The 14,496-nt window shown below is 71.5% G+C and carries 15 protein-coding genes and 1 pseudogene; 7 read left to right on the top strand and 9 right to left on the bottom strand.

What is annotated here, in order from left to right:
- Positions 1–206: 206 nt before the first annotated feature.
- On the top strand, positions 207–1,400 hold the full coding sequence (locus tag ACQPZK_RS24240) for a serine hydrolase domain-containing protein (RefSeq protein ID WP_433535179.1): 1,194 nt from the start codon (positions 207–209) through the stop codon (positions 1,398–1,400).
- Between the two features lie 90 nt (positions 1,401–1,490).
- Here the strand turns inward: ACQPZK_RS24240 and ACQPZK_RS24235 are convergent, their stop codons facing one another.
- The 5 genes and pseudogenes from ACQPZK_RS24235 to ACQPZK_RS24215 all read right to left on the bottom strand — a co-directional run bounded on the left by ACQPZK_RS24235 (position 1,491) and on the right by ACQPZK_RS24215 (position 5,594).
- Positions 1,491–3,404 carry an EAL domain-containing protein gene (locus ACQPZK_RS24235; RefSeq protein WP_433535178.1) on the bottom strand — a complete coding sequence of 638 codons (1,914 nt, stop codon included), beginning with the start codon at positions 3,402–3,404 and terminating at the stop codon, positions 1,491–1,493.
- Positions 3,391–3,963 carry an RNA polymerase sigma factor gene (locus ACQPZK_RS24230; RefSeq protein ID WP_433535177.1) on the bottom strand — a complete coding sequence of 191 codons (573 nt, stop codon included), beginning with the start codon at positions 3,961–3,963 and terminating at the stop codon, positions 3,391–3,393. Before ACQPZK_RS24230 ends, ACQPZK_RS24235 begins: the two co-directional genes overlap by 14 nt.
- A 26-nt stretch (positions 3,964–3,989) precedes the next feature.
- Complete coding sequence (locus ACQPZK_RS24225; protein WP_433535176.1) at positions 3,990–4,265, bottom strand: hypothetical protein; 276 nt, start codon at positions 4,263–4,265, stop codon at positions 3,990–3,992.
- A gap of 341 nt (positions 4,266–4,606) precedes the next feature.
- Positions 4,607–4,748: pseudogene (locus ACQPZK_RS24220) on the bottom strand (cell division protein DivIVA); the annotation flags it as partial.
- Between the two features lie 306 nt (positions 4,749–5,054).
- Complete coding sequence (locus tag ACQPZK_RS24215; protein WP_433535175.1) at positions 5,055–5,594, bottom strand: TetR/AcrR family transcriptional regulator; 540 nt, start codon at positions 5,592–5,594, stop codon at positions 5,055–5,057.
- Between the two features lie 87 nt (positions 5,595–5,681).
- Between ACQPZK_RS24215 and ACQPZK_RS24210 the strand changes: the two genes are divergently transcribed.
- Positions 5,682–6,572, top strand: coding sequence for an NmrA/HSCARG family protein (locus ACQPZK_RS24210; protein WP_433535174.1), 891 nt, complete (start codon positions 5,682–5,684; stop codon positions 6,570–6,572).
- Between the two features lie 3 nt (positions 6,573–6,575).
- On the opposite strand, the gene ACQPZK_RS24205 is transcribed toward ACQPZK_RS24210, so the two are convergent.
- From ACQPZK_RS24205 to ACQPZK_RS24190, 4 genes are all read right to left on the bottom strand, one after another.
- Positions 6,576–7,760, bottom strand: a complete 1,185-nt coding sequence (locus ACQPZK_RS24205; RefSeq protein WP_433535173.1) for an NAD(P)/FAD-dependent oxidoreductase — start codon at positions 7,758–7,760, stop codon at positions 6,576–6,578.
- An 82-nt stretch (positions 7,761–7,842) separates the two neighbouring features.
- Complete coding sequence (locus tag ACQPZK_RS24200) at positions 7,843–8,790, bottom strand: RNA polymerase sigma-70 factor (RefSeq protein WP_433535172.1); 948 nt, start codon at positions 8,788–8,790, stop codon at positions 7,843–7,845.
- A gap of 41 nt (positions 8,791–8,831) precedes the next feature.
- Positions 8,832–9,500, bottom strand: coding sequence for a hypothetical protein (locus ACQPZK_RS24195; RefSeq protein ID WP_433535171.1), 669 nt, complete (start codon positions 9,498–9,500; stop codon positions 8,832–8,834).
- Between the two features lie 46 nt (positions 9,501–9,546).
- Entirely contained in the window at positions 9,547–10,212 is a 666-nt protein-coding gene (locus tag ACQPZK_RS24190; protein WP_433535170.1) for a LuxR C-terminal-related transcriptional regulator, read from the bottom strand.
- A 213-nt stretch (positions 10,213–10,425) separates the two neighbouring features.
- On the opposite strand from ACQPZK_RS24190, the gene lysW reads away from it, so the two are divergent.
- The 5 genes from lysW to ACQPZK_RS24165 are packed head-to-tail and all read left to right on the top strand — an operon-like array spanning position 10,426 to position 14,496.
- A complete protein-coding gene (gene lysW, locus ACQPZK_RS24185; protein ID WP_433535169.1) occupies positions 10,426–10,611 on the top strand; it encodes a lysine biosynthesis protein LysW in 186 nt (61 codons plus the stop codon).
- Entirely contained in the window at positions 10,604–11,461 is an 858-nt protein-coding gene (locus tag ACQPZK_RS24180) for a RimK family alpha-L-glutamate ligase (RefSeq protein WP_433535168.1), read from the top strand. The genes lysW and ACQPZK_RS24180 overlap by 8 nt, the downstream gene beginning before the upstream one ends.
- Positions 11,458–12,504 carry an N-acetyl-gamma-glutamyl-phosphate reductase gene (argC, locus tag ACQPZK_RS24175; RefSeq protein ID WP_433535167.1) on the top strand — a complete coding sequence of 349 codons (1,047 nt, stop codon included), beginning with the start codon at positions 11,458–11,460 and terminating at the stop codon, positions 12,502–12,504. Before ACQPZK_RS24180 ends, argC begins: the two co-directional genes overlap by 4 nt.
- Positions 12,501–13,349 (top strand): [LysW]-aminoadipate kinase, encoded by an 849-nt coding sequence (locus ACQPZK_RS24170; RefSeq protein WP_433535166.1) that lies wholly within the window; start codon positions 12,501–12,503, stop codon positions 13,347–13,349. The genes argC and ACQPZK_RS24170 overlap by 4 nt, the downstream gene beginning before the upstream one ends.
- Positions 13,342–14,496, top strand: a complete 1,155-nt coding sequence (locus tag ACQPZK_RS24165; protein ID WP_433535165.1) for a [LysW]-lysine hydrolase — start codon at positions 13,342–13,344, stop codon at positions 14,494–14,496. Before ACQPZK_RS24170 ends, ACQPZK_RS24165 begins: the two co-directional genes overlap by 8 nt.

The following is a 14,496-nucleotide window of genomic DNA, read 5'->3' as shown; positions in this document are numbered from 1 at the left end:
AGCGGTATACCGCAGAGGTATGAACCGTCCACTGGGGTATACCGCTCACCACCACCGTCACGGCCAGCCGCTCGCGTGGTCGGGCAGGCCCGGCCGGCCGGGTAGCGCAGGCTGTACCCCGAGGAGGGCAGCAGGGGGGATCGTCCCGGTATCGGAATTCTTGAACCCTTGAGGGGGTAAAGCGTTTCCGAAGCAGAGGAGCAGTCATGCCCCCGCATGCCGTTACGTCCACGCGCCGCCGCCGGGCCCTGCGGGCTCTCGCCGCGACACTGGCCGCCGCCACCGTCCTGACCGGCTCCGCCGCGTTCGCCGCCACCGACGGCGCTCGGCCGACAGGCCCACGCGACGCCGTCCAGCGGCAACTGGACGACCTGGTCAGCGACAGTGGCTTCCCGGGCGTTCTCGCCTCCGTGCGGGGGGCCGACGGCCGCGTCCGCGACTACACCGCCGGGGTCGGCGACCTCCAGACGCGCCGCCCGGTTCCCCGGGACGGTCAGGTTCGCATCGGCAGCAACACCAAGACCTTCACCGCGGTGGTCGTCCTGCAACTGGTGGGGGAGGGGCGTATCGACCTGGAGGCCACGGTCGAGCACTACCTGCCCGGGGTCGTGCGAGGTCACGGCAACGATGGCAACAAGATCACCGTACGTCAGCTGTTGCAGCAGACGAGCGGCCTGGCGGACTACGACGACGTGCTGTTCACCAGGCCGCAGGACCTCGTCGACAAGAGCCACTCGTACTACCAGCCGAGGCGGCTGGTGGACGCCGCGCTGACGAACGCTCCGCACTTCGCGCCCGGCGCGACCTGGGAGTACAGCAACACCAACTACGTCCTCGCCGGGCTCATCGTCGAGCAGGTCACCGAGCGTCCCATCGGCGAGGAGATCACCAACCGGATCATCAGGCCGCTCGGCCTGCGCGACACCTACTGGCCGGGGGTGGGAGAGCAGTCTCTTCGGGGTACGCACCCGCACGGTTACGTCGGGGTGGCCCCGGGCGCGCCGTGGACGGACGTCACCGACATGGACCCGTCGCTGGGCTGGGCCGCCGGCCAACTGGTCTCCACCCCGGACGAGCTGCGGACCTTCTTCCAGGCGCTCGTCGACGGCCGACTGCTCAAGCCGGCGCAGCAGAAGGCGATGATGACCACCGTTCCCGCGCCCGGTTTCGAGCCGACCGGCGAGTACGCCTACGGGTTGGGCATCGCGCGCCACGAGCTGCCCTGCGGTGGCGAGGCCTGGGGCCACGGGGGCGACATCCAGGGCTTCGAGACCCGCAACCTGGTGACCCGCGACGGCCGTGGGGCCGTGGTCGCCGTGACCGGACTGCCGACCGGTGAGCAGATGCTCGCCGACGTGAACGAGAGCGTCGAGACCGCTCTGTGCGCCACCGACCACTGAGCCGTCATCAGCTCGTTCCGCCGCCCCGGTGGATCGGTACCCACCGATCCGCGCGGGGCGGCGTCGCACGCCGAGCGCCCACCGGGAACCTCAGCCCATGGCGGTGTACTGGGGAGGGAGCCGGAGCTCGAACTCGATCGTCCGTACCTGTTGCTCCGCGTTCACGGCTATCGGTTCCGGCCTTCCGGTCTGGTAGCCCTGCGCGAAGTCGACTCCGCAGCTCTTCAAGAGAGTCAGCGTCGCCTCGTCCTGGACATATTCGGCGGCGACACGGATGCCGAGCGTGTGACAGAGCTTCACCATCGTCGACACCACGGCCTGGTCCGCCGGCGACCTGCACAGATCGACAATGAACACACCGTCGATCTTGACGAGGTCGACCGGCAGGATCTTCAGGTGGACGAGGGCGCCGTAGCCGGTACCGAAGTCGTCAAGTGCGAGCTGGCAGCCGATCTGCCTGATACCCCTGGCGAAGGCCAGGGCACCGTTGCGGTTCTCGATGAGGGCTGTCTCGGTGATCTCGAAGGTCAGGCAATCGGGATTGACCTTGTGCCGGCGTATCGCCTCGGTGACGTACGTGAGCAGACCAGGGTCGGCGAGCGAGCTGCCGGAGATGTTGACCTGGTAATGGGAGGTCTGGGCTCCCCGGCCGATCAGTTCGAGCGCGTGGTCGATGACCCACTTGTCCACCGTGAGGATCTCGCCGACGCGCTCGGCCATTTCCAGGAACGCCCACGGCGCCATGGGCTCGCCGGCGTCGCTGCGGACTCGAAGCAGGATCTCGTGGCGGGTGACCTCGTTGAGGCCGAGGTCGACGATGGGCTGGGCGTAGAGCGCGAACCGGTTTGCCGACACCGCGTGCCGTACCCGGCTTCGGCAGCGGTCCACCCGATCCGCGTCCGTCGCGGGCTGGTCGAGGACTGCGACCGCCAGGCCGTTGCGTCGCGCGTCGCGGGCGGTGTGCTCGCCGTCGAGGAGCAGGTCGAACCCCGTGGCCGTGGCGTCACTGGAGAAGTGCACCAGCCCTGCCGACGTGTTCAGCCGTACCGTCCGGTGCTGAACGCTGAACAGGTGCCGTCGGAAGGTGTCGACGATTCTGGCAGCCAGCATCTCCGGCTCGGAGGCGTGGTCCTCGGCCGGTGCCAGGAGTACCGCCCAGAGACCGGGGCCGACCAGCCCGCAGACCACGTCGTCGCCAACGATCGTCCGCAGGAGCCGTGCCACTTCTCCGGTGAGCTGGTCGTGACTCTCGTCGGTGATCGCATCGGCCAGCCGGGTGGTGGGTTCGGTCGTCACGACGACGAGCGCGCCGCCGGTGGTACGACGTGCCTGGTCGATCTCGTCGATCAGGTAGCTGCGCGGCGGCAGGCCGGTCGCGCCGTCGAGGGCCGCCAGGTCGGCACAGAGCATCCGGCTTCTGGTGGACAGACGACGGCGCTCCTGTCGGGCCAGTTCGAACGCCGTGGCGTCCTCTCCGGTGGCGATGATCCCGGTTGGTTTGCCGGCGGTGGTGAGAACTTCGACATGGCAGTGCAGGTGACGGACACTGCCCCCGGGCTGGATCACCCGGAACGTCACCTCTTCCGGGCTGCGCCGCTCCCACGCCCTCCGGACGACCCTGCGGAGGTCCTCCAGGTCCGCGGGGTGCACGAGGTCGGCGAGGACCCGCGGAGTGAGACGCAGCGTGCCCGGCGGGTGGCCGCAGATCATCGCCATCTCGTCGGACCAGGTGAGCTGGGCGAGGGCCGCGCTCTTTCCACCGCCACACGACCAGGTGATCGTGCCGAGCTTCGCCAACTGCGCGGCGCGCGCGATCCGGGTCGCCTCGTCGACCTCCGAGGTCAAGGGATCGACGACGTCGGTGTCGGAGATGATCTCGTAGCCCTCCGCTACGGAGAGGTCGTACTGGCTCTGGACCGCCCGCGCGACGCGCCGGGCGCGGGCGAGTTCCAGTGGGCTCGGCACCCTCGTCTCGGCGAGCTTCAGAATGTCATCGAGATCCACGGCTGCCTCCCAGGCGTCTGCGGCCGTCGTAACCAGCTTCCTGGGCCAGCTCACGGAGCCGCCGTTTCGCGGCGAGCTTGTACGCGCGGATGCTGCTCTCGGCCAACCCGAGCACGTGGGCGATCTCGTGGTTGGAGAAGCCCGCACGCTCCATCTGGAACACCTCGGCGTGTCGCGACGGAAGTTGGTGCAGCCAGGTCCGCAGCAACTCCTCCGCTTCCCAGGAGTCGGCGGCGTCACCAGCGGGCGCCGGCGGGAGGTCCTCCGGCGCTACCGTCGCTTCGCGCTGACGCCGCTGCTGCTCCTTACGAATCTTGTTCCGGGCCGTGATGATCAGCCAGCCGATCGGCTTCGCGTAGCTGCGGATCTTCGGCCACTGGACGCGTCCATGCAGGTACGCGTCGTTGAGGGCGTCCTGGACGACCTCGCGATCCCAGCATCGCGCCAGGAGGATCTGCTCGACCCGGTGGTAGCTGTCTTCCACGAAAGCGGCGAACTCCCGGTCGTGCTCGGCCTTGCGGCACGCGGCCTCCGCTTCGGCGTCCGGTGGTTCGGGCATGCGCGCCGCAGTCCCCGCCATCGGGCTCACGCGGCCTCCCGGTCGCTTGAACGCACTCCGGCGCGGCCGTCCAGGTCCACCTCGCGCTGCCCGTCACGATCACGTTCCACGATCCGCACGACGCGCCCGCTCGACGTGACGAGACCGGCCAGGCCGGCCATGCGGACGGCGGTACGTCTCGACGTCTCGCGCTCCTCGTGCAGGCGTGTTCGGTACGCGAGGTAGGCCCGTACCAGCCCTGTCACCGGGCCGGCGATGGCCAGGGCCAGGGCCAACACTCCGTAAGCGGAGAGTGGAGCCACCAACGTCTCGTTCATCATTCTCCCTTGTCACCTCGATCCCGCCAATTACTATCCGTGGCGACAAGCGAATGTAGATGCCTCACTGCCCGTAATCTTCGCGGAGATCAATGATCACGGCATTGACGTGGGAGGACGTCAGAAAGTCATCAACCGGGGACTTTCCGCGAGGAAGTGTGTTCACGGAGCGGTGGTGCTTCCGCCCTTCTCGCGAGCTAACTCAGGGTGACTGCTTGGCAACCTGGTCCGGCTTCAGGTCGGGTCACGCTCAGTTCGAGAATCGGAGGCGGGCGGCTCCCAGCGGACGCCGCTGATCCCGGCCGCCTGCTGGTGCGCCCGGTTGAGGATCGTCTCCGCCTCTCGTCGCGCGGCGGTCACGATGCTCTCCGCCTCCCGCTGCGCGGCGGAGCGGTGGTCGTCGGCCTGCTCCTCGGCGAGGTCGAGGATCTGCTCCACCCGGGTACCCAGGCCGCTGAGGGTCGGCGTCTCCCGCTTCCGCCGTCGCGGGGCAGCGGCCGCCATTCCGCCGGCCGCCCGGTCGTCATCCCCGCGGTCGCTCAGGCCGTCCTCGACGAGATTCGACTCCCCGGAGCCGACCAGCGAGAGCGCCACGCCGAGCGCGGCGACCGCGACACCGGACCAGACGGCGGCCGGCCCCAGGGACGGGCCCACCGCTGCCCCGACACCGAGTCCGACGAGGACTGCGGCGGTCCTGACTGGCTTGCGCACGGGTCCTCCAGCGGGGGTCGGGGCTCCGGTCTCCAGCATGGCGATCGCGTCAAGACGGCCGGGTCACCGTCCGTGGGGCTGGATTCCCGCCAGGCTGAGGGCCAGGAGCCGTTCCGCCTTCGTGGCGTCGGACGGTTGGGCGGCGAGTGAGATGGCGTTGGCGAGGGTCATCACGTCCGCCATGGCGACGTCCGCACGGACGGAACCTTGCTCGACGGCTCGCCGTAACAGCTTCTCGCCCGCCGCGCTGAGCGTCGCGCCGCAGGTGTCGTTCTCCTCGGGTGGAGCGTTCAGCAGTGTCACCGCGAGCCCACGCGTCGTCGTGGCGTACAGGGTGACCTCCCGCAGCCAGGTGGTGAGGGCGGCGAGAGCGTCCGGCTCGGCCAGTAGCTTGTCGGCGCGGCCGGCGAGGTTGCGCACGCACGTTCGGAAGACGGCCTGAAGCAGGGACCACCGGGACGGGAAGTGCCGGTGCAGGGTCGCCGAGCCCACCCCGGCGGATCGGGCGATCTCCTCCAGGGACGCGTACGCGCCGTCGCGGGCGATCGCCGCGGCGGCCGCCTTCACGATCAGGTCGTAGTTGCGTTGTGCGTCGGCTCTCATGGCCCGCCCTTGCCAAGTGGGGTGGTCCCCCATATCGTAGCCGACGACAAGTGGGGGGATGCCCCACTTATTTGGGAGGCGTGCATCATGGCTGTTCTTGTCATCGGCGCGACCGGCAAGCAGGGCGGAGCCACCGCCCGCGCACTGCTCGACCGTGGCGTTGCCGTCCGTGCCCTCGTCCGTGAGGTCTCCACCGACAGTGCCCAGGCTCTGGCCGCGCGCGGCGCCGAACTGGTCAAGGGTGATCTGGACGACCCGGCGTCGCTGGTCGCCGCCGCCGAGGGGATGGACGGGCTCTTCTCGATCCCGTTCCCCGACGTGACGAACCTGCAGGGCGACGCCGAGCTGACTCGCGGTCGCAACGTCGTCGAGGCCGCACGCCGGGCGGGAGTGGCACACGTCGTGCACAGCAGCGTGTCGGGTGCGGGCGACTTCCACCGCAGCCAGCCCGGCTGGGCCGAGGGCCGCTGGGACAGGCAGTACTGGGAGAGCAAGGCGGCGATCGACGAGATGGTCCGCACCGGCGGCTTCGCGCACTCGACCGTGCTCAAGCCCTCGACCTTCATGGAGAACCTCGTCGGCTGGTCGTACCTCTTCGGCGACTGGTCCAGCGGCACGCTCATCACCGGCTTCGCGGCGGATACGCGGCTTCCCTGGGTCGCCGTCGACGACATCGGGGAGGCCGCGGCGATCGCGTTCACGAACCCGGGAAGGCTCGACGGCCTGGACGTCGAACTCGCCGGCGACCTGCTCACCATGACCGAGGTGGCCGCGATCCTCAGCGAGGTCACCGGCCGGACGATCTCCGCGCCCGTGCTCACTCCGCAGGAAGCCGTCGAACGCGGACTGCTCCCTGCCATGGTCAATTCGGTGGAGCGGATCAACGAGAACGGCAGCCCCGCCCGTCCGGAGATCACCCGGGCGCTCGGCCTGCCCACGACCGACTTCCGGACGTGGGCAGGTCGCACGTTCTCCTGAGGATCACACCCTCGCGCCGGCCTCCGTCCGGGTCGCCGTGACGCGGTGGCGGCGAACCGGGTACGGGATGGGGTGGGAGATGCTCCAGGCGGCGCCCTTGCAGACGACCTCCTTGTAGCGGGCCGCCAGCCGTCCGGTCAGCTGGGACGGCTTGGCCCGGTCGTCCGCAGTCACGTACTGGATGATGCCGTCGCGGCGGCCGAGGCTGATGCACTGGTTGAAGTAGCGCAGTGGAGCGTTCGGCATCTTCGTCCGGCCGGTCAGCCGCGCGGTGATCGCGTCGGCTGCCTGCCAGGCCATCGGAGTTCCCGAGGCGCAGGACATCCGCAGCGGCTTGCCGCCCGGCCCGGCGGCGAGTCCGGCGTCGCCGACGGCGTACACGTCGGGGTGCGAGACGGACCTCATGGTGTCGTCGACGACGATCTGACCGGTGGCCGCGACGGTCAGGGTGGTGGCGGCGGCGATGGGGTGGACGGCGAAGCCGGTAGTCCAGACGGTCACCGTGGCCGGGATCGTCGTACCGTCGGCGGTGACCACGCCGGCCGGGTCCACCCGGACGACGTCGCTGTGCTCGTGGACCGTGATGCCGAGCCGGTCCGTGACGCCTCGCAGGTGCTGTCGCGCCTTCTCGTTGAGCCAGTCACCGAGGCCGCCGCGGGCGGCGATCGCGACGTCGAGGTCGGGTCGGGCCTCGGCGATCTCGGTGACGGCCTCGAGGCCGGTGAGGCCCCCGCCGACCACGAGCACCCGCTGACCGGCCGCGAGGTGGGCGAGGCGGTCACGCAGCCGCAGCGCCGACGGTCGGCCCGCGAGGTCGTACGCGTGCTCGGCGACCCCGGGAACGCCGTGGTCGGCAGAGGCGCTGCCGAGGGCGTAGACGAGCGTGTCGTACGCGATCTCGTCGGCGCCGTGCTCGTCGGCCAGCGCGACGGTCCGGCGGTCGACGTCGACGGCGGTGACCCGGGCGACGCGGACCCGCACGCCGGTGCCCGCGTACACCCGGCTCAGCTCGCGGCGCGGCAGGTCCTGGCCGGCGGCGAGCTGGTGCATGCGTACCCGCTCGACGAAGTCGGGTTCGGCGTTCACGACGGTGATCTCGATGTCGTCCGGGTGCAGACGGCGGGCCAGGCGGCCGGCGGCGATCGCTCCGGCGTAGCCGGCTCCGAGGACGACGATGCGGTGCTTCATGGCGGCACTCCTGTCTCGGCGATGGTCGCTACCTGAACCGGGCGGCGACGCCGTTGCTGACAGAAGGCGGCTATGACCTGGGTCACCAGACGTGCAGGAGTGGCTCGGAGTGCGTGGTGACGGACCACTGGCGGGTGACGCGTTCGAGCTTGTCGGGGTTGACCTGGACGCGGATCGCCGCGACTCCCTCGGGCGTCACCTCCAGGGACATGACGCCGACGACCTGCTCGCCGGTCACCACGACGACCGCGGGGCCGCCGTTGGCGATCTCGGCGTAGAGGGCGGGGCTGCTGCCGCCCACCAGGTTCCGTTTGACGTCGCTGGGCCGGAACAGGCCGCGCAGGAACTTCGCCACCGCCAGCGCGCCGACGACCGGCGTCGTGCGGGCCGGGATCTTGCCGCCGCCGTCACCGACGCTCGTCACGTCCCCGGTCAACAACTCGACCAGCCGCTGGATCTGGCCGCTGTTGGCCGCCGTGAGGAACTCGGTGACGATCTTCCGTGCGGCGGCATCGTCCACGTCGGCGCGCGCCCGGCCGGCGGCGACGTGCTGCTTGGCGCGCCGGTAGATCTGCTGGCAGTTCGACTCGGTGAGGTCGAGGATCTCGGCGATCTCGCTGTGCGGGTAGCCGAACGCCTCGCGCAGCACGTACACCGCGCGCTCGTTGGGCGACAGCCGTTCCATGAGGGTGAGCACCGCCATCGAGACCGACTCGCGCTGCTCGACGGTGTCCACCGGGCCGAGCATCCGGTCTCCGGCGAGGACGGGCTCGGGCAGCCAGGTGCCCACGTAGGTCTCCCGCCGGGCGCGCGCCGAGGTGAGCTGGTTCAGGCACAGGTTGGTGAGCACCCTCGTCAGCCATGCCTCGGGCGTCTGCACGCGCTCCCGGTCGGTGGCCTGCCAGCGCAGGAACGTGTCCTGGACCGCGTCCTCGGCATCGCTGGCCGAGCCCAGCAGTCGATAGGCGATCGCCTCCAGCCGGGGCCGGGAGCGCTCGAACACCTCGATCTCGTCGGGACGCAGCGACATGGCTCGACAGTAGCCACGTCCGTCGCGTGGTCACGCGTGGGTCAGCAGGCGGAACGCAGGTGGTTGTTCCGGTACCACGAGCAGACCCTCGTCACCCCGGGCGCCTGCTCCAGTCGGCGGCGGAGCTGGTCCTGTCCGTCGGCCGACAGACCGGGCTCGAACTCGACGAAGCTGATCGGTCCTTCGCCGCCGCTGCCGCGCACGGTCTGCACGCCGCGCACGCTCGGGCCTCCCGGCTCGACGAGGTCGGTGAACCCGGCACTCGCGCTGCGGTGGACGACGAAGCCCACCTGTGGGGCCGTCAGCGAGTCGCGCACGGCTCCGGCCGACGCCACGACCGGGACGACCACCAGCGCCGCGCCGACGAGCACCGACAGCCCGGCCCGCCACGGCGACCACCGGGGGTCCGCGGTGGTCGCCAGCAGGACCAGCACCGCCGGCAGGATCCCGTCCGGCACGGGCCCGCACGCCAGGACGAGCAGCAGGCCCCCCACCACCAGGCAGGCGTACGTGAACTGTCGCCGTCGCGCGAGGAGCAGCGGCACCACGGTCAGCGCGACCGGGATCCACGTGAACCGGAAGGCGATGGTGTCGCCCCGCGTCAGGTAGGACCAGCCGAGGATCGCCACGGAGGCGAGCAGCGCGGTCACCACCAGGACGCGCTGCCACGCGTGGACCTTCTGCGGCGTCGCCGTCCGGGTCGTCGTCACGGCGGCAGTGTGCCACCCGAGGGCAACCGCGAACGGAGCGGCGGAGTCAGGCGGGCTGCATCAGGCCGGCCCGGTAGGCGAAGGACACCAGCTGGGCGCGGTCCTTGACGTTGAGTTTGCACCGCAGCCGGTAGACGTGGGTGCGTACGGTGGTCAGGCCGATCGACAACTCGGTCGCCACCTCCTCGGTCGATTTCCCGTCGGCCATCAGCAGAAGTACCTGCCGTTCCCGTGGGGTCAGGGTGGACACCGCCGGTTGGAAGACCTCCTCGGGGTACGGCTGCCGGCGGCGGAACCAGTCGACCAGCCGGTCGGCTATCCGGGGCGCGAGGGTGGTCTGGCCGGCGGCCGCAGCCCGTACGGCGGCGGCGACCTCCTCCCAGGTGGCGTCGGGCATGAGGATCCCGTTGACACCCGCCTGGAAGACGCTGCTGACCAGGTCGTCGCTGTCGTCGGTGGCGAACACCACGAAACGCGGTCGGGGACTCAATTTCTCGGCGTTGATTTTGTGAATGAGGTTGACGGCGGAAATGCCGCGCAATTTCAGGCCGGTCACGATGACGTCGACCCGATGCGTACGGGCCAACATTATCGCGTGGTTGCCGCTGTCCGAGGTGTCGACAACGGAGACGTCGGGCTCGCTGTCCAGCAGCGTACTGAGGCCATCTCTGACAATTGGCAATTCGTCGCAGACAAGCACCCGGATTGACATTCCCCCGCCTTACGTACTGCCGCCGGTGAATTCCACGCATCGATGATCGCGATGTTACTCGGTCGAACGCGGCTGCGACAGCCGTGTCACGGCCCGGGCGCGGGGTCATCGTGGCGTTGACCGGGTGTCGACGGCGCGCGGACGCGGGACCACGGGTGGGATTCCTATGGTCGGAGCGGTCCCCGGCCCCCACGAAGGAACGGAAGCCCTCCCGTGACAGTCCAGGAAAAGACCACCGCCCGCTGCCCCGAGTGCGCCGCCGACGTGACGTTCGCCGAGCCACCCCGGCTCAGCGAACTCGTCGAGTGTGGAGAGTGCCAGGTCGAGCTGGAGGTCGTCACGGTACAGCCGGTGACGCTCACGCCGGCCCCCGAGGTCGAAGAGGACTGGGGTGAGTGAACCGGCCTCGGTGGCGGTGCTCACGTCCCGGCTGCGGGTCGACGACAAGCGGATCCTGGAGGCCCTGGAACGCCGCAACGTGGCGGTGGCCCACGTCGACACCCGGACGGCCTGGTGGCCGCTGGACGGCGTCGCGCCCGAATGGCGGCTGGTGCTCAACCGGGAGATCGGCCAGATCCGCGCCGGCTACGCCGCCCGCGCCCTGGAGCGGCTGGGCGTGATCGGCGTCAACTCCGCCTCCGCCATCGAGACCTGCGCCGACAAGTGGCACACCTCCCTGGCGTTGCGCGCGGCCGGCCTGCCCACCCCGCGTACCGCGCTCGCCGCCACGCCGGACGCCGCGCTCTCCGCGCTGGCCGCGATCGGTTACCCGGCCGTCGTCAAGCCGCTGGTCGGTTCGTGGGGCCGGCTGGTCACGACGGTGCCGGACCCGGACCTCGCCCGCACGGTGCTGGAGTACGTCGCCGCGCTCCCCGGACCGCAGGCGCACATCGTGTACGTGCAGGAGTACGTCCACAAGCCGGACCGCGACATCCGCGTCGTGGTGGTGGGCGGCGAGGTGCTCGGGGCGGTGTACCGGCACAGCGCGGACTGGCGGACGAACGTGGCCCGTGGCGCCCGGACCGAGCGGTGCGCGCTCACCGACCGGATCGTCGAGCTGGCCACCTCGGCCGCCGCCGCGGTAGGCGCGGATCTCGCCGGCGTCGACCTGGTCGAGGACGAGGACGGTCGGCTGTACGTCCTGGAGGTCAACTCCGGTGTGGAGTTCGCCGGCTTCGAGCAGGCGTACGACGGCACCGTCGACGTCGCCGGTCGTATCGTCGAGCACGTCCTGGGGAGGCTCGCGTGAGCGCCGGGACGGGGACGGTCCGCGCGGCGGTCGTGGGCGGCGCCGGTTACATCGGCGGCGAGCTGGTCCGCCTGCTGATCGGGCACCCGAGGTTGGAGCTGGCCACTGTCACGTCCCGCCGGCTCGCCGGCCGGCGGATCAGCAGCACCCATCCCAACCTGCGTGGCCTGACCGAGCTGACCTTCACCGCGCCGGAGGACCTGGGCCGGCACGACGTGCTGCTGCTGGCCACCGAGCACGGGCTGGCGATGGGCGCGATGTGGGGCCTGCTCGACCTGGCCGACACGGTGGTCGACCTGTCGGCGGACTTCCGGCTGCGTGACCCGGCGGTCTTCGAGGCGTACTACGGGAGTCCGCACGCCGCGCCCGACCTCCTCGCCGAGTTCGTCACCGGGTTGCCCGAACTGCACCGCAAGCAGCTACGTGACGCCGACCGGATCAGCGTGCCGGGCTGCATGGCCACCGCCGCGATCCTCGCCCTGCACCCGCTCGCCGACGCCGGCCTGCTGGGCGCGGGGGAGGTGACCGTCGACGGGCGGACCGGCTCCAGCGGCTCCGGGAGCGCCCCGTCCGCGGCGAACGTGCACGCCGAGCGCAGCGGCGCGATGCGGGTCTTCGCCCCGACCGCCCACCGGCACCAGGCGGAGATCACCCAGGCGGTGGGCGTGCCGGCACGGATGACCGCGACCGGGGTGGAGGCGGTCCGGGGCGTGCAGGTGCTGTGCCGGGTGCCGCTGGCCGACGGTGTCGACGAGCTCGCCATTCGGGCCGCGTACCGCCGGTACTACCGGGACGAGCCGTTCGTGCGGGTGGTCGCGGGGCGGCGCGGCACGTACCGGTTGCCGGAGCCGAAGATCCTGGCCGGTTCGAACTTCTGCGACGTCGGGTTCGCCGTCGACCCGGACGGCGGTTGGGCGCTTCTCGTCGCCGCGCTGGACAACCTCGTCAAGGGCGGCGCCGGCAACGCGGTGCAGTGCCTCAACGTCCGCTACGGCTGGCCCGAGCGGCTGGGGCTGGAGTTCCCCGGCCTGCATCCCGCATGAGCGCCCCGACGGCCCCGACGGGCGAGCTGACCGTCGTCAAGTGCGGCGGCACCGCCGGGGTGGACGCGACGGCGGTCTGCGCCGACATCGCCGAGCTGGTCCGCGCCGGGCAACGGGTGCTGCTGGTGCACGGCGGCTCCGCCGACATCGCCACGCTCGGCGACCGGCTGGGCGTACCGCAGCGGCGCATGGTCAGCGACGACGGGATGGACACCCGCTACACCGACCCGGCCACCCTGGAGGTCGTCGTCCTGGCCCTCGCCGGCGTGGTCAAGCCCCGGCTGGTCGCCGCGTTGGCCCGCGCCGGCGTGGACGCGGTCGGGCTGACCGGGATGGACGCCGGACTGCTGCGGGCGCGGCGCGCCGCCGCCCACCGGGCGGTCGTCGACGGCCGCCGGATGGTGCTGCGCGACAACCACGGCGGCCGGCTGATCGGCGTACGCGCCGACCTGCTCCGGACGCTGCTCGCGGCCGGCACGGTGCCGGTGGTGTCGCCGCCCGCCCTGGGGGAGGACGGTCGGCCGGTCAACGTGGACGCCGATCGCGCTGCCGCCGCCCTGGCCGCCGCGCTGGATGCCCACACGCTGGTCCTGCTCACCGGAGCGCCCGGGGTGCTCGCCAACCCGGCCGACGAACGGTCGGTGCTGCGCCGCTGCGCCGTACCGACGACGGGCGTGCCGTCCGACGTGGGCCGGGGGATGGCGATGAAGCTGGTCGCCGGCCGCGACGCGGTGCGCGGCGGGGTCGGCCGGGTGCTCGTCGCCGACGGCCGGCGCACCGGTCCCGTCCGGGCGGCGCTGGCCGGCGCCGCCACCGAGATCACCCTGGGGAGCGCAGATGTCTGAGGACGCCACGGCACCCGATCCACCACGGGCGCGGCCGGAGCCGTCGCCGACGCGGTCGGGGGCCGTCAGCGACACCTTCGCGGCGGGGCTGCTGCGCTGCATGATCGAGACACCCTCGCCGTCGTGCCACGAGGCGACGCTCGCCCGATCCCTGGTGGACGCCATGGCGCAGCTCGGCTTCGCGGCCTACGTCGATCAGGTCGGCAACGTCGTCGGCGAGATCGGCCGGGGGAACGGGCCGGTGGTGCTGCTGATCGGCCACCTGGACACGGTGCCCGGCGGGCCGGCGGTCCGGGCCGAGGCCGGTCGGCTCTACGGCCGGGGCGCGGTGGACGCCAAGGGGCCGCTCGCGGCCATGGTGTGCGCCGCCGCGTCGGCGGACTTCGGTGGACGGATCGTGGTGGTCGGCGCGGTGGAGGAGGAGATCGCGTCGCGCGGGTCACGGGAGATCCGGCGACGGCTGCCCCGCCCGGACGCGGTGGTGGTGGGCGAGCCGAGCGGCTGGTCGACGATCACGCTCGGCTACAAGGGCAAACTCGACCTGCGGTACCGGGTGTCGGTGCCGGCCACCCACCCGAGCAATCCCGTCGCGAAGGCGTCCGAGCTTGCGGTGCGGTGCTGGACGACGCTGCTGGAACTGCTCGGCCCGGACAGCGGCAACGGCTCGTTCGACCGGCCCGGCGCGACCCTCGTCTCGCTGCGCGCCGACCAGGTCCAGGCGGAGGCGGAGCTGAGCGTCCGCACACCGCCGGGGTACGACGTGGACGGCCTGCTGCGCGAGCTGACGCGGCGTACGCCGGACGGGGAACTGACCGTGGTCAACCGCGTCGCCGCCTGCCGCGCCGACCACCGTAACCCGGTGGTCCGGGCGCTCTCGGCGGGCATCCGCGCCCAGCGGGCCCGGCCCGCCCTGAAGGTGAAGACCGGCACGTCGGACATGAACGTGCTCGCCGAGCAGTGGGACGTCCCGATGGCCACGTACGGCCCCGGGGACAGCAGCCTGGACCACTCCGACGACGAGCACATCGTGCTGGCCGACTACCTGCGCGGCATCGCCGTGTTGCGACACGCCCTCCGCGAACTGGACGCGCCGGCACCGGCGGCCGAGCGGGTCAACGGGTACCGCCTCGCCCCGAGCGGTGCCTGA

Origin of the sequence: Micromonospora sp. CA-249363, from assembly GCF_050950185.1 — a bacterium.
Classification (GTDB): Bacteria; Actinomycetota; Actinomycetes; order Mycobacteriales; family Micromonosporaceae; genus Micromonospora.
Note: the sequence above shows the minus strand (reverse complement) of the source record. Positions and strands in the feature narration are given on the sequence as shown.